The organism is Pseudomonas sp. MS19, from assembly GCF_013277615.1.
Classification (GTDB): Bacteria; Pseudomonadota; Gammaproteobacteria; order Pseudomonadales; family Pseudomonadaceae; genus Aquipseudomonas; species Aquipseudomonas marincola.
Genome location: NZ_VBTO01000007.1, coordinates 82,643 through 99,658 on the forward strand (window position 1 = coordinate 82,643; position 17,016 = coordinate 99,658).

At 57.1% G+C, this 17,016-nt stretch carries 14 protein-coding genes; 9 read left to right on the forward strand and 5 right to left on the reverse strand.

All coding sequences use genetic code 11. The features are described from left to right. Window positions 1-28: 28 nt before the first annotated feature. The gene (locus FEZ62_RS06345) at window positions 29-1,453 is read right to left on the reverse strand and encodes a chloride channel protein (protein WP_172927182.1); all 1,425 of its coding nucleotides are present in this window, start codon (window positions 1,451-1,453) and stop codon (window positions 29-31) included. Window positions 1,454-1,636: 183 nt separating this feature from the next. On the opposite strand from FEZ62_RS06345, the gene FEZ62_RS06350 reads away from it, so the two are divergent. Continuing rightward, complete coding sequence (locus FEZ62_RS06350; protein ID WP_172927183.1) at window positions 1,637-2,848, forward strand: hypothetical protein; 1,212 nt, start codon at window positions 1,637-1,639, stop codon at window positions 2,846-2,848. Between the two features lie 700 nt (window positions 2,849-3,548). Here the strand turns inward: FEZ62_RS06350 and FEZ62_RS06355 are convergent. Continuing rightward, on the reverse strand, window positions 3,549-5,132 hold the full coding sequence (locus FEZ62_RS06355) for a peptide chain release factor 3 (RefSeq protein ID WP_069898075.1): 1,584 nt from the start codon (window positions 5,130-5,132) through the stop codon (window positions 3,549-3,551). A gap of 1,049 nt (window positions 5,133-6,181) precedes the next feature. Between FEZ62_RS06355 and FEZ62_RS06360 the strand changes: the two genes are divergently transcribed. Further along, window positions 6,182-7,345, forward strand: a complete 1,164-nt coding sequence (locus FEZ62_RS06360) for a type III PLP-dependent enzyme (protein WP_069898074.1) — start codon at window positions 6,182-6,184, stop codon at window positions 7,343-7,345. Between the two features lie 114 nt (window positions 7,346-7,459). Here FEZ62_RS06360 and FEZ62_RS06365 read toward each other — a convergent pair whose 3' ends face one another. The 3 genes from FEZ62_RS06365 to FEZ62_RS06375 form a co-directional block, all read right to left on the reverse strand. After that, on the reverse strand, window positions 7,460-8,386 hold the full coding sequence (locus tag FEZ62_RS06365) for a glyoxylate/hydroxypyruvate reductase A (RefSeq protein WP_172927184.1): 927 nt from the start codon (window positions 8,384-8,386) through the stop codon (window positions 7,460-7,462). Next, the gene (locus FEZ62_RS06370; protein WP_150547656.1) at window positions 8,383-9,141 is read right to left on the reverse strand and encodes a class II aldolase/adducin family protein; all 759 of its coding nucleotides are present in this window, start codon (window positions 9,139-9,141) and stop codon (window positions 8,383-8,385) included. Before FEZ62_RS06370 ends, FEZ62_RS06365 begins: the two co-directional genes overlap by 4 nt. A gap of 175 nt (window positions 9,142-9,316) precedes the next feature. After that, window positions 9,317-10,276 carry a GlxA family transcriptional regulator gene (locus FEZ62_RS06375; protein ID WP_172927185.1) on the reverse strand — a complete coding sequence of 320 codons (960 nt, stop codon included), beginning with the start codon at window positions 10,274-10,276 and terminating at the stop codon, window positions 9,317-9,319. Window positions 10,277-10,569: 293 nt separating this feature from the next. Between FEZ62_RS06375 and FEZ62_RS06380 the strand changes: the two genes are divergently transcribed. The 7 genes from FEZ62_RS06380 (at window position 10,570) to FEZ62_RS06410 (ending at window position 16,945) form a co-directional block, all read left to right on the forward strand. Then, window positions 10,570-11,487, forward strand: coding sequence for a glycine betaine ABC transporter substrate-binding protein (locus FEZ62_RS06380; RefSeq protein WP_172927267.1), 918 nt, complete (start codon window positions 10,570-10,572; stop codon window positions 11,485-11,487). Window positions 11,488-11,529: 42 nt separating this feature from the next. Further along, entirely contained in the window at window positions 11,530-12,408 is an 879-nt protein-coding gene (locus FEZ62_RS06385) for a 3-keto-5-aminohexanoate cleavage protein (protein ID WP_069898069.1), read from the forward strand. 81 nt (window positions 12,409-12,489) lie between these two features. Continuing rightward, a complete protein-coding gene (locus FEZ62_RS06390; RefSeq protein ID WP_172927186.1) occupies window positions 12,490-13,443 on the forward strand; it encodes an L-carnitine dehydrogenase in 954 nt (317 codons plus the stop codon). A 9-nt stretch (window positions 13,444-13,452) separates the two neighbouring features. Further along, window positions 13,453-13,944, forward strand: coding sequence for a thioesterase family protein (locus tag FEZ62_RS06395; protein WP_172927187.1), 492 nt, complete (start codon window positions 13,453-13,455; stop codon window positions 13,942-13,944). A 51-nt stretch (window positions 13,945-13,995) separates the two neighbouring features. Next, window positions 13,996-15,183 carry a gamma-butyrobetaine dioxygenase gene (locus FEZ62_RS06400; protein WP_172927188.1) on the forward strand — a complete coding sequence of 396 codons (1,188 nt, stop codon included), beginning with the start codon at window positions 13,996-13,998 and terminating at the stop codon, window positions 15,181-15,183. Window positions 15,184-15,224: 41 nt separating this feature from the next. Further along, complete coding sequence (locus FEZ62_RS06405) at window positions 15,225-16,352, forward strand: TauD/TfdA family dioxygenase (RefSeq protein ID WP_069898065.1); 1,128 nt, start codon at window positions 15,225-15,227, stop codon at window positions 16,350-16,352. Continuing rightward, window positions 16,352-16,945, forward strand: a complete 594-nt coding sequence (locus tag FEZ62_RS06410; protein ID WP_172927189.1) for an HD domain-containing protein — start codon at window positions 16,352-16,354, stop codon at window positions 16,943-16,945. The genes FEZ62_RS06405 and FEZ62_RS06410 overlap by 1 nt, the downstream gene beginning before the upstream one ends. The last annotated feature ends 71 nt before the right edge of the window (window positions 16,946-17,016 follow it).

Genomic DNA, 17,016 nt, shown 5'->3' on the forward strand with positions numbered 1-17,016 from the left:
TAGCCTAACAGGCGCGGCGCATGAGTGCTCAAGGTGCAGGTGTTTGCGGCGCAGATTGCTGTTCGGCTTCCTGGGCTTTTTTCAGGCGCTCGCTTTCGCGTTTCTGCCGTTTGCGCGTAGTGGCTTCGCGGTCGACACTGAGCACTTGTTCGGCCAGAGCGCGGTACAGCGGTATCGGCGAAATACGTCCCGAAATTGCACTTGCAAGCAGGCTAGCGGCCAGAATTGGCAAAGCCATGTCCTGGCTGTGCGACAGCTCGATGGTAATGACCGTGGCGGTCAGCGGTGTGCGCGTAACCCCGGCGAGGTAAGCGGCCATGCCGAGCAAACCCGCCGCTTGCAGGCTGATGCCCGGCAACAGATCGGTCAGCCACGGTGCGAAGCTGGCGCCTACGGCCAAGGATGGCGAGAACAGGCCGCCGGGAATCCCGGCCAGATAAGACACCACGTTGGCGATGAATTTCCACAGCATGAAGCTTGGGTCGGTGACCGGCTGGCCTTCGAGGATGGCCTTGGTTTCGGCATAACCGGTGCCGAAAATATGCTGCCCTGAAATCAGCCCCAGCAAGGCCATGATCAAGCCGCAAATACCGGCAAAAATAACCGGATGCTTGCTGCGCCAATCGGCCATCAATGCCAGCGGCCCGCGCTTGGCCGGCAATACCAGGCGGCAGTAAGCGCCGCCAACCAAACCACCCAGCACGCCACAGGCCAACACGGCCAGCCAGTCGCGATTTAACGGCAACTCGGCACTGAGTTCACCGAAGTAGCTGTAATGGCCCATGAGCCCCAGCGTGACCATGCCGCCGATGAGTACGGCAGTCAGCACCAGACCGTTGAGACTTTGCTCAAAACGATGGCTGAGCTCTTCGATGGCAAATACCACGCCCGCCAGTGGCGTATTGAATGCGGCGGCGATACCCGCTGCGCCACCGGCGATAATCAAGCCCGAACCAGCACTGCGCGCATGCAAGCCCAAGCGTCTGCCGAAGGTGTACATCAAGGCTGCACCGACATGCACGGTTGGCCCTTCACGGCCAATCGAGGCGCCAACCAGCAGGCCGAGTACCGATAACACCATTTTTACCGCAGCAATTGGCAGCGACAGAACCTGATTGCGAAAGCGACTGGACGGCCGCTCCAATGTCGCGATGACCTGTGGAATACCACTGCCCTTGGCGTTGCTGAACCAGCCCTGCGTTGCCCACGCCAGTGCGGCAAAGCCCAGCGGTGTAACCAGCCAAGGCCAGTAACTACTGTGTTCGAGCATCAGTTCAAAATATTCATGCGCCTCATCGGCGAGCCATGCGAACGCCAGCGCGACCAGGCCGACCAGCAATGCACCGACCCAAAAGGCTGCACGTTGGCGGAATACCCGCAGGAATCGACGACGTGCGCGAAAGCGCTGTGAAGCGGTGGGTTTTGCTGCGAGTGTTTCTTTACTGCTGGGCATTAGCTGTCCGAACCACTTTTTGCGAAGGGCTGACGGGGGGCAATATTGATTGGAATATGCTGTAACATCTTGCCATAAATTTCACCAGATTACCTTAAAGCAAATACCGCAAGCCCGCGCCAGAGCCCTCCAGCCTTCAAAAGCAGGCGGGCGACTATCAATCCATGTGATCGCCGAGGGCGTATGCAAACAACCAGTGTTGTTTTGATCGTAGCTACATTATTGCTTGGCGTAGTTCTGTTTAACCCAAGGCTGACCCGATTGCCGATGTGGCGGGCGACGGTCACGCCGCTGGCGTCGATCATCGGGTCCGGCTTTCTGGTGGCCGGGCCGATACTCGCGCATGCAGTCGGTATCTGGGCCTGGTTGGCGATGCTTGCGCTCTGCGGGATGGCCTACTGGTTCGGCGCAGCGATTCGCTACAACATCGTCTACCTTGAACCGCGCCTTGCCGATCAGCCAGGCAACTTCCAGCTTGGCCTCGAACGTTTGTCTGATTTGGCGCTGGCGTTGGCCTACTTCGTTTCGGTCGCCTATTACCTCAACTTGTTTGCCGCCTTCGGCCTGCGTTTGGGCGAGATACTGGATCCGTTCTGGATTCGCACCGTCAGCACCGTAGTAATTGCCCTTATCGGTGTGCTGGGCGCGTTTGGCGGGCTTAGCGGTTTGGAGCGCCTTGAGGTGTGGGTTGTATCGCTGAAACTCACTCTGATTGGTGGTTTGCTGGTGCTGCTGGCGTACGTCAACTTTGAGGCGTGGCAGTCCTCTGAGCTGGTCTGGGCGGTGAAGCGTCACGATCAGGGTTGGGAATCTTTTAGTGTGTTGCTGGGGCTGGTGATACTGGTGCAGGGCTTCGAGACCTCGCGCTATCTGGGCTCCAAATACAGCGCCAAGGTTCGCGTGCGCAGCATGCATTGGGCGCAGTGGATTGCTACAGCGATCTACTTGTTGTTCCTGCTGCTGATCACCAGCCAGTTCAGCGATGGCTTGCCCAAACAGGGCAGTGAAACAGCGATTATCGACACCCTCAAGCCGATTGGCGTTTTGGTTGCGCCGTTGTTGATATTGACGGCCTTGTCGTCGCAGTTGTCAGCCGCGGTCGCGGACATGAATGGTGCCGGCGGGTTGCTCAGTGAAGTCTCGAAAAAGCACGTGTCGGTGCGCGTCGGTAATGTGGTGACGGCCTTGGTTGCCATTGCCATTACCTGGTTTGCCAATATCTTCGAGATCATCACCTACGCCTCGAAAGTGTTCGTCGCCTATTACGCCCTGCAATCCTTGCAGGCCGCATACACCGCCTGGCAAAACGGCCACAAAGGCCGTGCCGCGTTATTTGCCGTCGCCGTGATGATTGGCGTGATCGTGATTATCTTCGCCAAACCAGTCGAGACGTAACGCATATTTTTATACCGCCAGACGGAGGTTGGAATCCGCATCGCGGCTTCCGACATGACGGTCGTGCGGGTTCACGCGGGTTTGGTGGTGATTCCGGAATTGTCATGACGGATTGCGGTGCTTCGCACGCTATCCATCCTCCGGTTTTTGGCGGTTCGTGTTTTGGGTGGAGGTTGGAATCCGCATCGCGGCATCCGACATGGCGGCGGTGCGGATTCATGCGGGGTTGGTGGTGTTGCGGGAATTGTTATGACGGATTGCGGTGCTGCGCACGCTATCCATCCTCCGGGTGTTCGGTGTTGGTTGTTTGTGGAGGTTGGAATCCGCATTGCGGCTTCCGACATGACGGTGGTGCGGGTTCACGCGGGGTTGGTGGTGTTGCGGGAATTGTCATGACGGATTGCGTTGCTGCGCACGCTATCCATCCTCCGGGTGTTCGATGTTGGGTTTTTATGGAGGTTGGAATCCGCATCGCGGCTTCCGACATGGCGGTGGTTCGGGTTCACGCGGGGTTGGTGGTGTTTCGGAAATTGTCATGACGGATTGCGTTGCTGCGCACGCTATCCATCCTCCGGGCGTCCGGCGTCCGGCGTCCGGTGTCCGGGTTCGGTGATCGGGGGGCGTGGCGGGTGGGGTGTTTGGTAATGCGGTAACGCGGGGCCGGGTGGCGCTGGTGCCGCCACCCGGGGTGCATCGGGGATTAATGGTGTTCGCGGGTGGCGCGGAATTTGATGTCTGGCCAGCGTTCTTCCATGAGCGACAAGTTGACCCGTGTCGGCGCCAGGTAGGTCAGGTGGCCGCCGCCGTCGATGGCGAGGTTTTCCATGGCTTTGTTCTTGAAGTCTTCGAGCTTCTTCTTGTCGTCGCATTCGATCCAACGCGCCGACCAGACGGTGATTGGCTCGTAGGCGCATTCAACCTTGTATTCGCCCTTGAGGCGGCTGGCGACCACGTCAAACTGCAGCACACCGACGGCGCCGAGAATGATGTCGTTGCTGCGCTCTGGGAAGAACACCTGAGTTGCGCCTTCTTCGGCCAGCTCCTGCAAGCCTTGGCGCAACTGCTTGGATTTGAGCGGGTCTTTGAGGCGTACACGGCGGAACATTTCCGGCGCGAAGTGCGGGATACCGGTAAAGCCGATGCTCTCGCCTTCGGTGAAGGTATCGCCGATCTGAATCGTGCCGTGGTTGTGCAAACCAATAATGTCACCGGCGTAGGCTTCTTCAAGCTGCTCACGTTCGGAGGAGAAGAACGTCAACGCATCCGGCACGCGCACATCTTTACCGAGGCGCGCATGGCGCATCTTCATGCCTTTCTCATACTTGCCCGAGCAAATACGCATGAAAGCGATTCGGTCGCGGTGCTTAGGGTCCATGTTCGCCTGAATCTTGAACACGAAGCCGCTGAACTTCTCTTCGGTCGGCTCAATCACCCGCTCATGCGCAGCGCGTGGCAGCGGCCTTGGCGCCCAGTCCACAACTGCGTCGAGCACATGGTCGACACCAAAGTTGCCCAGTGCGGTGCCGAAGAACACCGGGGTTAACTGTCCAGACAAAAACTCTTGCTGGTCGAACTCGTGACAGGCGCCTTGCACCAACTCGAGTTGCTCGACAAAACGCTCGTACTCGTCGCCGAGATGGGCACGCGCTTCATCAGAATCAAGATTCTTGATGATCTTGGTTTCGGTGCGTTCGTGGCCGTGACCGGCGGTGTAAACGATGATGTAGTCTTCGCTGAGGTGGTAAACACCCTTGAAGTCGCGGTAGCAACCAATCGGCCAGGTAATCGGCGCCGCCTTGATCTTCAGAACCGCTTCAATTTCGTCGAGCAATTCGATCGGGTCGCGAATGTCGCGGTCGAGTTTGTTGACGAAGCTGACAATCGGCGTGTCGCGCAAACGGCACACATCCATCAGGGCAATCGTGCGCGGCTCAACCCCTTTACCGCCGTCGAGCACCATCAGCGCACTGTCCACCGCAGTAAGTGTGCGGTAGGTGTCTTCCGAGAAGTCTTCGTGGCCCGGGGTGTCGAGCAGGTTGATCATGTGTTCGCGATACGGGAACTGCATGACCGACGTGGTAATCGAGATACCACGCTGCTTTTCCATTTCCATCCAGTCGGATGTCGCATGGCGGTCGGATTTACGCGATTTAACGGTCCCCGCAACGGAGATGGCTTTACCCATCAACAGCAGTTTTTCGGTAATCGTGGTTTTACCGGCGTCGGGGTGAGAAATAATGGCGAACGTGCGACGTTTCGCGACTTCGGCGGCCTGAGTGGTCATGGGTACTTGCCTGACTGAATGCGGTTGCGGGCGGGCGGACTACGGCCGGCCCGTAAAACCGCCAATTATAACGTGAAAAGCAGCAGCTTTTGGGGAATCGCCGATCAGTAGCCTGGCGGGGCCGGAAGCAGAGGTTTCGAGTAGTGTGCAAACCGATGAAAACACCGTCATCCAGTTGTCATTGAGCAAAGCGATATTTCGTCGAAAAGCCTGATTCGTGCAGCATAAAACACGTTTTGTTTTGAATCTAAAACGTTCAACCAGCAATGCGTCAAATAGGGTCAAAAAAGGCCTTATTTATGATTGATCTGCGTGGCGCATAGCCCTAAAGTTCCGCCCCGAACGTCCATGCTGGCAACGATCCATCCGGCTCAAGTACAGACGACGAGAGGTCATAGATTTTGCTCTAACCTAAAAACAGGGCGAGCGGTGATTCTCGGCGAAATGCCTTGGGAAGTAGGCGACCAAAGTGGGGAGACTGATCAGACGTTCAAAATTGGTCCATAGGCTACTGCGCTTGGCCATACTGCGTTGGAATCGACTTCGAAGTGCTCATTTACTTATGTAAATTCCGCGCTCTCAGCCGATTCCGCCTTGTCTGGCCTGCGCTCGCTACGCCCATGAACCAATTTTTGGTTTGTAGGCTACTGCGCTTGGCCATACTGCGTTGGAATCGACTTCGAGGTGCTCATTTACTTAATGTAAATTCCGCGCTCTCAGCCGATTCCGCCTTGTCTGGCCTGCGCTCGCTACGCCTATGAGCCCATTATTGGTTTGTGTGGGGCTGCGCTTGGCTTGCTGAGTTGGGATCGACATCGAAGTGCTCATTTACTTATGTAAATTCCGCGCCTCAGCCGGTTCCGCCTTGTCTGGTCATCGCTCGCTGCACCTATGAACCAATTTGGTTGTTTGGATACACAGAAGCACGTTGTGCATTTGACGTGCTGAATGTTTGTTCTGAACGACCGGCCCCGCCGATTTATTGAACCCTCAAAGGTTCGGTCAATCGAATTTAATGAGTCCCGGTTTAGCCAAGATGGAGTCCACGCATGTCGATCAACGTTGAAGATTACTACCCACGTGCCACCTTTCAGAAGATGAAAGAGTTTGCTGACCAGCACGAAACTCCGTTTGTGGTGATTGATACTCAAATCATCAGCAAGGCTTACGATGATCTGAAAGCGGGTTTTGATTTCGCCAAGATTTACTACGCGGTCAAGGCCAACCCGGCAGTGGAAATTATCGAGCTGCTGAAAGACAAAGGCTCGAGCTTCGACATCGCCTCGATCTATGAGCTGGACAAGGTCATGGGCTGCGGCGTGAGCCCGGACCGTATCAGTTACGGCAACACCATCAAGAAAGCCAAGGACATCCGCTACTTCTACGAGAAGGGCGTGCGCATGTTCTCCACCGACTCCGAAGCGGATCTGCGCAACATCGCCAAGGCAGCGCCAGGCTCGAAAATTTATGTGCGCATTCTGACTGAAGGCTCGACCTCGGCAGACTGGCCGTTGTCGCGCAAATTCGGCTGCCAGACCGACATGGCGCTCGACCTGTTGATTCTGGCCAAGCAGCTCGGCCTTGATCCTTACGGCGTGTCGTTCCACGTGGGTTCGCAGCAGCGCGACATTGACGTCTGGGATGCGGCAATCGCTAAGGTTAAGGTGATCTTCGAGCGTCTTAAAGAAGAAGATGGCATCGTGCTGCGCATGATCAACATGGGCGGTGGCTTCCCGGCTAACTACATCCAACGCACCAACAGCCTGGAAACCTACGCCGAAGAAATCATCCGCTTCCTTAAGGATGACTTCGGTGATGACCTGCCGGAAATCATTCTTGAGCCGGGCCGTTCGTTGATCTCCAACGCCGGTATTCTGGTAAGCGAAGTGGTACTGGTTTCGCGTAAGTCGCGCACCGCCGTTGAGCGTTGGGTATTCACCGACGTCGGCAAGTTCTCGGGCCTGATTGAAACCATGGATGAGGCGATCAAATTCCCGATCTGGACCGAGAAGAAGGGCGAGATGGAAGAAGTGGTGATCGCCGGTCCAACCTGCGACAGCGCCGACATCATGTACGAGAACTACAAGTACGGCCTGCCGCTCAATTTGGCCAGCGGCGACCGCCTGTATTGGCTCTCGACCGGTGCCTACACCACCAGCTACAGCGCAGTGGAATTTAACGGCTTCCCGCCGCTGAAATCGTTCTACCTGTAAGCGTTCGTTGAACTGAGAAACCCGCCTGCTGGCGGGTTTTTCGTTTAAGCCGTGCGCAACTCAGCGGTGTCACTGTCTGGCAAAGCGCATTACTCAGATGATGCCGTCGCAGGCTTAGTAACCGGCGCGCGTATTGACCTGATTATGCAGCGCCAGGTTGTTGTTCAGGCGGCTCACATTGGCGATTACCTGTTCAGCGATGCACTCATGGGTGGCTGACGATGCAATGTGCGGCGTGATGGTGAGGCCAGGTATTTGCCATAACGGATCATCGGCGGCCAATGGTTCATGCTCGAATACATCGAGCAGGGCAGCGCTGAGTGTGTCGCTGGCTAATGCTTGCAGCAAATCATCCATCACCACATGGCCGCCACGCCCGCAGTTGATCACCACCGCGCCGGGGTTGAGTTGGGAGAAGGTGCTGGCGTTGAGGATTCCTTGGGTTTCATCGGTCAATGGCATCAGGCAGATGAGGCAATCCACGCCATTCAAAAAATCGCCGAACTGTTCAGGGCCAGCCCAAGTGCTGACGTTGGCGATGGTCTTTGGCGAACGGGCCCAGCCGCGCACATTGAAGCTCAGGCTGGCGAGCATGGTCGCTACATGAGCACCCAGATCGCCCAGTCCCATGACGCCGATTGTCCATGAGGAGGCTGGGCGCTGCACCGGCTCGCGCCAGAGGCTCTGCGCTTGATTCGCGAGCATCTGATCGAAATGCCGATGATGGTGGAGCACGCCCCACAGCACGTATTCCGCCATGCCGCGTCGCAGGTCGGGGTCAACTACCCGGCAAACTGGAACATCGGGGCAACTGCTGTCGGTACGCAAATGATCGACGCCCGCCGCAAGCGAGTGCACTAGGCGCAAATTTTCCAGTGCGCCGAGGCTGCCCTGCGGCGGATTCCAGCACACTGCTACGTCGGCCAGATGGGCATCGGTTTCGCCCGGCAGATGGACGCTGATGTCTGGCGCTTTAAGCTGCATCACCTTGCGCAACTCAGTCAGGTCACTGTCCTGGCTGAGTAAAACAATGCGCGTCATGAACAGTAATCCTCGCGTTGATCTTCGATCAAACGCAGTGCTGCCTCCCATGCCATTTGGATCATGCGCATGCCGTCATCGTCATCGGTGAACTGGCTGGCGGTGAGCTTGCACACCTGCTCTGACGGATAGCGCAACTTGCTGCCGCCGGCCAGTGCCTGAATCTGCGCTTGGCATGCGCGCTCCAGAAAGTGAATTTCATAAAATGCCTGCGCCACATTCTGGCCACCGGCGAGCAGGCCGTGATTGCGCAGAATCATCGCGCGGTGCGTGCCGAGGTCATTAACCAGCCGCTCACGTTCGTCCAGGCACAGGGCGACTCCTTCGTAATCGTGGTACGCCAACTTGCCGTAAAACTTCAACGCATGCTGCGAGATCGGCAGTAAACCGTGATCCTGCGCAGACACCGCAATACCCGCTGCCGTGTGCGTGTGAATCACGCAGTTCATGTCTTCACGGGCCATGTGGATGGCTGAATGAATGACAAAACCCGCTTCGTTTACTTCGTGATCTTTATACACAGGATCGACGACTTTACCTGCATGATCGATCTTTACCAGATCGCTGGCGCGCATGTGCTGGAACATTACGCCGTAGCGGTTGATCAGAAAATGATGCTCAGGGCCGGGCACGCGCAAGCTGATGTGCGTGTCGATCAGATCGGTCATGCGAAAGTGCGCAACCATCCGGTACAGCGCTGCCAGCTCACAGCGTACTTGCCACTCTTGAGGGGAAATGTTGTCAGGGATATTCATTAGGACCTCCCGAAATTGAGGTGTGTGTTATGCCTGATCTGAAGACTTGAGCACCAGAGAGGTGGTCGCGAAAAGACGTGTAGATGTCGCTCTGAGCGAGAGCTTATTGGCTCGACAGAAGAGGGCGTTGAGCCGCTGATTTCGCGCAAGACCTTGCCGGTTGCAACCGGCGATGTCAATTTTGCCGGGCAGTGCCGGTCATTACTGTGCGGTCTTGGCGTGGAGTGCGATTGAAGCGTTGGCGGTAGCAGCGGCCAAAATAGGACGGTGAATCGAAACCGCAGGCAATGCTGATTTGCAGGATGCTCAAGTCGCTTTGCTGCAACAGATGGCGGGCCTTGTCGAGACGCAAGCGTTGGCGAAAAGCCGCTGGCGATTCATGCAGGTAAGTGCGAAACAGGCGCTCGAGTTGGCGGCGAGTTATGGCCACCCCTTTGGCCAATTCATCCACATCGATATTTTTTTCAATGTTCAGTTCGATGCGCTCAATCACCGCTTGCAGCTTTGGGTTGTCCAGGGTGTAACGCTGCAGAACATCTTCACGCTGGGTGTCACCGCGCGGGCGAATTCGGGCGTGAATGAATTGCTCGGACACGCGCTGCGCCAGCTCGCGGCCGTGGCCCTGAGCGATCAGTTCGAGTATCAAATCCATGGAGGCGGTGCCGCCTGCGGAGGTGATCCGGCGCCGGTCTATTTCGAATAACGCATGGCGCACATCGAGATCAGGGTAACTCTCGACCAGTGAATCGATCGCTTCCCAATGCACCGTCATGCGGTAGCCGCGCATCAGCCCGGCTTTTGCCAGCACAAAAGCGCCGGTGTCGATTCCGCCCAAAGTAACGCCTGCGCGGTCCTGACGTTTCAACCATTGCATCAGTGCGGGTTGGATGTGGGCGAGGGGTTCGTAGGTGGCAACCACGAACAGGACTTCGTCTTCATGCAGGTCCAGCAGTGGCGCATCCACGGCAATCGACATGCCATTGCTGGCAACGACGGGAAGGCCGTCTTGGCTGAGCGTGCGCCAACGGTATAAATCTCCGCCCATTCTGTTGGCCGAGCGCAGCGGTTCTGCGGCCGCCGAAAAATCCATCATGGAAAAGCCGGGCAATAGCAGAAAGTTGAAAAGTTGGCTCATCCGCATACTCCGTTGGTGGTGGCTGACAGCCTGCAAAAGGGTTGCCATGTTGGTGTGGCGATGTCGCATTAGTCAGATTCGATGTCGCGAAGCTGCGGTTTTCGTTTCGTGTACGCCCCTAGTCTTGCCTCTGCCACCGACAGAGTGGACTGGCTTGCGCACCTTTTGAGCGCGCCAGATACAACGTGCAGACAGATATACCCCCCTAATGCAGCACCTTTTGCGTTTTGACTGTCTCCGATCAGCCTTGCCGGAGTATTAATTTGATAACTACAAAACCTTTCAAATCCCTGATGGGGTGCGCTGCTTTGATTTTGGCAGCTGGTAACGTTCAAGCGGCTGAGCCCGCGCAGTGCAAAAACATCAGCATCGGGCTGATGAGCTGGACCGACGTCATCGCCACCACGGCCGTAACCCGAACCGTACTTGAGCGTTTAGGTTACACGAGCAAAGAGACCATCGCCGCTCAGCAGATGATTTATTCGGGCATGCGCAACAAGCAAGTCGATGCGTTTATGGGCCATTGGAGCCCGTCTTCGAATGCAATCGTCGGCCCGTTCGTGGATAAAGGCGATGTGCAGATCATGCCCACGCCGAACATGGACGACGGCCAGATGACCCTCGCGGTGCCAACGTGGCTGGCTGAAAAAGGCCTGAAGACCTTTGCCGACATCGCCCGCTTCGAGGATGAGCTCGATGGTCGCATTTACGGCATTGATCCGGGCACCAATATCAATAAGCGCCTGCAGCAAGCCATTAGCGATAACCGTTTCGGCCTGAAAAATTTCAAGCTGATCGAATCCGGTGAAGCCGGCATGTTGGCCGCGGTCAAACGCGCCAATCAGCGTAAAGACGCCATCGTGTTCATTGGCTGGAAACCGCACCCGATGAACATCGACATGGACCTCACCTACCTCACTGGCAGCGATGGCCTTATGGGCCCGGAAGAGGGCAAAGCCACCGTTTGGACGGTGACTCGCTCCGGCTATGCCGACGAGTGCCCGAATGCCTACAAACTGCTGAGCAACATTCATTTCACCGCTGAGCAGGAAGCCGAAATGATGGTGAAGCTGCTCAAGCGCGGCCAGCCAATGGATGTCGCAAAGACGTTCATCGATGAACACCCGGAACTGGTTAAAAGCTGGCTCGCCGGTGTGACCTCGTTTGCTGGCGATGAAAGCCTTTCGTTGGTGATGAACGAAGCTCCCTGAGCCGTTTATCACTCGTTTTCAGACAATTTTCGGAGACCCCAAATGAATCGTGATGTGATCGTAACCTGTGCAATTACCGGTGCCGGCGACACTGTTGGCAAGCACCCCGCTATTCCGGTGACGCCCAAGCAGATCGCGGACTCGGCAATTGAGGCAGCCAATGCTGGCGCGACCATCGTCCATTGCCATGTGCGCGACCCTGAAACCGGCAATCCGAGCCGCGATCCGGCGTTGTACCGCGAGCTGATGGAGCACATCCGCAGCAGCAATGTCGATGTCATCGTCAACCTGACCGCCGGCATGGGCGGTGATCTGGAAATCGGGCCGGGTGAAGAGCCTTTCAAGTTCGGCTCAAGCACTGATCTGGTCGGCCCGCTGGAGCGCCTGGTGCATGTTGAAGAGTTGCGCCCAGACATCTGCACGCTGGACTGCGGCACGCTTAACTTTGGCGACGGCGACACTATTTATGTGGCCACGCCGGCCCAGCTGCGCGCGGGTGCCAAGCGCATTACCGAGCTTGGCGTTAAGGTCGAGCTGGAGATTTTCGATACCGGCAATCTGCAGTTTGCCAACCAGATGCTTAAAGAAGGTCTGATCAAGGATCCGATGTACCAGCTTTGCCTGGGTATTCCGTGGGGCGCGCCAGCGGACACCTCGACCATGAAAGCCATGGTCGACAACCTGCCGGGCGGCCACCAGTGGTCGGCATTCGGTATTGGTCGCATGCAGATGCCAATGGCGGCGCAAGCGATGCTGCTGGGCGGCCACGTACGTGTGGGCCTGGAAGACAATATCTGGCTCGACAAAGGCGTTTACGCCAGCAATGGCAAGCTGGTTGAGCGCGTGATTGAACTCATGCAGCGCATGGGCGCGAGTCCGCAGACCCCAGCCCAGGCTCGTAAAACGCTGAACCTGGTCTGATCTGACCGACTGATACAGAACGTAATGACCTCAGGACTTCCCGGTTTTCCGGGAAGTGCCTGCGCGCACCCGGAGAATGAGATGCTAAGTGAAATCAAGACCATTGCCCTGGTCGGCGGTGGCGTTATCGGCAGTGGTTGGGCAGCCCGTGCACTGGCTTACGGCCTGGATGTAGTGGCGTGGGACCCGGGCCCTGGCGCTGAGCAGAATATGCGCGAGCGGATTGCCAGTGCATGGCCCGCGCTTGAACGTGCCGGGCTCGCCGAGGGTGCGTCCCTTGAGCGCTTTCGCATGGTGGACACGGTGGAAGAGTGCGTTGCCAACGCTGATCTGATTCAAGAAAGTGCGCCGGAAAACCTGCAGTTGAAAATCGATCTGCATGCGCGCATCAGTGCAGCGGCGCGGCCGGATGTAATCATCGGTTCTTCGACCTCGGGCCTGCTGCCAACCGACTTCTACCGTGACGCCGTGAACCCGGAACGCTGCCTGGTCGTGCATCCATTCAACCCGGTTTACCTGTTGCCACTCGTTGAGTTGGTCGTCGGTGAAAAAACCTCCGCGGCGACGTTGGAAAAAGCCCGCTGCATCTTCAGCGAACTGGGCATGCGGGCGTTGCATGTGCGCCATGAAGTGCCCGGTTTCATCGCCGACCGCCTGCAGGAATCGATGTGGCGCGAAGCGTTGCACATGATCAATGACGGCGTGGCCACGCCCGCCGAAATCGATGACGCCGTGCGTTATGGCTGCGGGTTGCGCTGGGCATTCATGGGCTCATTCATGACCTTCTCGCTGGCAGGCGGCAAGTCCGGCATGCGCCACTTCATGCAGCAGTTCGGCCCCGCACTCAAACTGCCGTGGACCTATCTTGAGGCGCCAGAGTTGAGCGAGACCCTGCTTGATCGTGTGGTTTCAGGTGCCGAAGAGCAGCTGGCAGGGCGTGATATAGCCGCGCTGGAGCGCTATCGCGATGACTGCCTGCAATCCATTCAAGACACCATTGCCGCTGTTAAAGCGCGCCATGGCATCGAAGACTGAGGAGCCAATATGAGCAATCTACCCACGGTGTTCTGGTCGGGCCCGGTGCAAAGCGAATGGACCGATTACAACGGCCACCTGCGTGATGCGTTCTACCTGCTGATCATCAGCTTTGCCGGTGATGAGCTGATGGCGCAGATCGGTCTCGGGCCAGAAGGGCGCGAACGGCTCGGCCATTCGATGTTCACCCTTGAAAGCCATGTGCAGTACCTGCGTGAGGTCAAGGTTGATCAGGTTGTTGAGGTGCGCGGGCAAATCATCGCGCATGACGCCAAGCGCCTGCACCTGAATTTTTCGCTGCATTTGCAGGGCGAACAGCCGCCGTTGGCGACTGCTGAACAGCTTTGGCTAAACGTCGACATGAGTGGGCCCAAAGCCACACCACTGGCACCGACGGTAGCGTCTGCCGTTGCTCTTATGGCCAAGGCTGATCAAGCCTTGGAAACGCAAGGAAGCATAGGCCGACGCATCGGCCTGCCGGCACCGAAGCCATCCGCCTAACGCCATACGCCGCCGGTTTGGTAATCGGCATCGATACTAGGGAGTGTCATCATGAGCGCAATCGAACAAGCCGAACTTGAAAATTTCTCCGCCGACTGGCGCGACTTTCCCGTGCTTAACCGGGCACTGACATCACGCTTGCAGAGCGATGGCATTGCGATTGAGTGGGATGATAAACGCGTCAGTCATTACCACTTTTTGTGGTTGCGCGATAACTGCCCGTGCCCGCAGTGCATTCATCCGGGCACGCGTGAACAGATATTTGAAATCATTGATGTGCCGGAAGACTTGCACGCCGAGACGGCCGAGTTGAAAGGCGACGAGCTGCTGGTGCGCTGGCAGGATGGCCACGAAAGTGCCTATGGCACAGGTTGGCTGCGTGCCCACAGTTATGACTCGGACAGCCGCCAGGAGCGCCAGCAAACGCTGCGTACTGCAAACGTGTGGAAGACGGATCTGGCGATTCCGACCTTTGATTACAAAGCGGTGATGAGCGAAGACCAGGCGCTGTTGCAATGGCTGCTGGCCGTGCGCGACACGGGCTTGACGCTGATGACGGGCATGCCCACTACCGAAGACATCATGGAGCAGGTCGCGCACCGTATTTCGTTCATCCGCGAAAGTAACTTCGGCACCTTGTTCGAAGTGCGCACCAAGGTTGAGGCAGTCAACAGTAATGCCTACACCTCGCTGCAACTGCCGGCGCATACCGATCTGCCGACCCGTGAGTTGCAGCCGGGTTTGCAGTTTTTGCATTGTCTGGTCAACGATGCAACCGGCGGTGAAAGCACCTTTGTCGACGGATTTGCGATTGCCAAAGCTGTTCGCGAACAGTCCCCGGAAGATTTCAAACTGCTCACAGAAGTGCCGGTGTCGTTCCGCAACAAGGCGCCGCAAAGTGACTACCGCAGCTATGCGCCGATTATTGGTCTGGATGCGCGTGGTGAGATCAGCGAGATTCGTCTGGCCAACTGGCTGCGGGCTCCGTTCGATGTGGCCGGTGCAGACATGCCAGCCTTCTACCGTGCTTACCGGCGCTTCTTCGCGCTGACCCGCGACCCTGCATTTATTGTCAGCCATCGTCTGGCTGCCGGTGAAATGTGGTGCTTCGATAACCGCCGCACCATGCACGCACGCAATGCGTTTGACCAGACCAGCGGCATGCGTCACTTGCGTGGCTGCTACATGGATCGTGATGAGTTGTTGTCACGCATTCTGGTGCTGCAGCGCACTTGCTGAACCTGAACCATGCCATTCGCCACTATCGGCAGGAGCTCACCATGAGCAATGTTTCGTTCTCCCACGATGAAGCAGCTGCAACCGTTACGTTCAGTTCGCAAGTCGGTGTATTTGATATTCCGGTTCTGTGGTTGCGTGAGCGCAGCCGCGAGCCGCAGCAACTCGATGAGATGACCCAGCAGCGGCTGTTCAATTCTCATGGCATTGATCCGTTGATCAATCTCACTCATCTCGAACCTGTCGCCGAAGAGCAGGCGTGGCTCGCGTTCACCGACGGACACCGCGCGCTGTATGATTTTCGTGGTTTAGTAGATGAAATTGTCGGCCACTCGATTTTCCCGCAGGCTCAGGCCTGGGGCAGCGATCTGGATCGCAGCGCGGTGCGCGCCAACTGGCAAACGCTGGACCAGCCGCAAGCCTTCCTTGATGCCCTGACGGTCTACCTGAAATACGGGTTCGTGATTGTTCACGATGTGCCGACTGAGCCTGAAAGCATTCTTGATGTGGCGCGCAAGTTTGGTTACGTCAAAGAAACCAACTTTGGCCGCTATTTCGAGGTGTACTCGCGACCAGACGGCAATGATCTGGCGTATCGCTCGGTGCATTTAGGCCCGCATACCGACAACCCATACCGTAACCCGGTGCCTGGCATTCAGCTTTTACATTGCCTGGTCAACCAGACATCCGGCGGCTTGTCGACGCTGGTCGACAGCGTCAATGTGGTCAGCCAACTCGCTGCAGAAGACCCCCAAGGCTATGCGTTGTTGTGCAATACCGCGGTGAATTTCCGCTTTGTCGACAAAGGCACAGAGCTTTGCAGCAAGCGCCCGATTATCAGTACCGATGAACGCGGCAATACCCTGGGCGTGCATTACAGCCCACGTCTGGATGGTTTGCCGTTGTTGCCTGTGGCTGAGTTGCGCGCCTATCACCGGGCACGCCAGCGGCTTGGCGAATTGTTTGTCGACAGCCGTAACGAAATCCAGTTCCGCCTCGAACCTGGCGAGTTGATGCTGTTTGACAACAGCCGCGTGCTGCACGGCCGGACCAGCTACGACTCGAGCGAAGGGCATCGCCATTTGCAGGGTTGTTATATCGACTTGGATGGCCCCAAGGAACGCTTCGCCAGCACCTACAAGCTACTCTCCAGCACAGCAGGACAAGAATAATGGAACGCGTTAATTTCATTGAAATGAAGGCGGGTACTGCCGAGGAGTATCACCTCCTTGAGCGGCTCGAAACTGACTACAACAAAGGCCTAGTAGACCGGATTCTGCTGGCGTTGGAGCAAACGGCTGAGACGCTCAGCGGTTATCAGGTCAACCGCCTGGAGCACTCGCTGCAAAGCGCCGCCCGAGCTGAAGCTGATGGCGCGGACGAAGACATGATTGTCGGCGCGCTGCTTCACGACCTTGGCGACAGCCTCGCGCCCTACAATCACTCGCAGTATGCCGCGTCGATTATTCGCCCATACGTGCGCAGTGAGGTCACGTGGATTGTTCACCATCACGGTTTGTTTCAAAACTACTACTACGCGCACCACTACGGCGGTGACCGTTATGAGCGGGATCGCTACAAGGATCATCCGTTCTATCAGAGCTGCGTGGACTTTTGCGAAAAGTGGGATCAGAAGTCGTTCGATCCAAACTACCCAACACCGCCACTGAGCCACTTCGAGCCGATGTTGCGGCGGGTGTTTGCCAGAACCCCGTTTGACCCGGCGGTAATCGGTGACGAGGTCGAGGTCAGCTACGCTGTTTGACGGTTGGGCCGGTAACGGTGAATCCGTCACATCGGCCTTCACAGCGCCGATGATTGGCGGCGCGCTATTGG

Coding starts and splice junctions, on each gene's coding strand:
- FEZ62_RS06405 (WP_069898065.1), top strand. CDS start 15,225: ATGAGCAATGTTTCGTTCTCCCACGATGAAGCAGCTGCAACCGTTACG.
- FEZ62_RS06390 (WP_172927186.1), top strand. CDS start 12,490: ATGCTAAGTGAAATCAAGACCATTGCCCTGGTCGGCGGTGGCGTTATC.
- FEZ62_RS06380 (WP_172927267.1), top strand. CDS start 10,570: ATGGGGTGCGCTGCTTTGATTTTGGCAGCTGGTAACGTTCAAGCGGCT.
- FEZ62_RS06400 (WP_172927188.1), top strand. CDS start 13,996: ATGAGCGCAATCGAACAAGCCGAACTTGAAAATTTCTCCGCCGACTGG.
- FEZ62_RS06355 (WP_069898075.1), bottom strand. CDS start 5,132: ATGACCACTCAGGCCGCCGAAGTCGCGAAACGTCGCACGTTCGCCATT.
- FEZ62_RS06385 (WP_069898069.1), top strand. CDS start 11,530: ATGAATCGTGATGTGATCGTAACCTGTGCAATTACCGGTGCCGGCGAC.
- FEZ62_RS06375 (WP_172927185.1), bottom strand. CDS start 10,276: ATGAGCCAACTTTTCAACTTTCTGCTATTGCCCGGCTTTTCCATGATG.
- FEZ62_RS06370 (WP_150547656.1), bottom strand. CDS start 9,141: ATGAATATCCCTGACAACATTTCCCCTCAAGAGTGGCAAGTACGCTGT.
- FEZ62_RS06345 (WP_172927182.1), bottom strand. CDS start 1,453: ATGCCCAGCAGTAAAGAAACACTCGCAGCAAAACCCACCGCTTCACAG.
- FEZ62_RS06410 (WP_172927189.1), top strand. CDS start 16,352: ATGGAACGCGTTAATTTCATTGAAATGAAGGCGGGTACTGCCGAGGAG.
- FEZ62_RS06350 (WP_172927183.1), top strand. CDS start 1,637: ATGCAAACAACCAGTGTTGTTTTGATCGTAGCTACATTATTGCTTGGC.
- FEZ62_RS06395 (WP_172927187.1), top strand. CDS start 13,453: ATGAGCAATCTACCCACGGTGTTCTGGTCGGGCCCGGTGCAAAGCGAA.
- FEZ62_RS06360 (WP_069898074.1), top strand. CDS start 6,182: ATGTCGATCAACGTTGAAGATTACTACCCACGTGCCACCTTTCAGAAG.
- FEZ62_RS06365 (WP_172927184.1), bottom strand. CDS start 8,386: ATGACGCGCATTGTTTTACTCAGCCAGGACAGTGACCTGACTGAGTTG.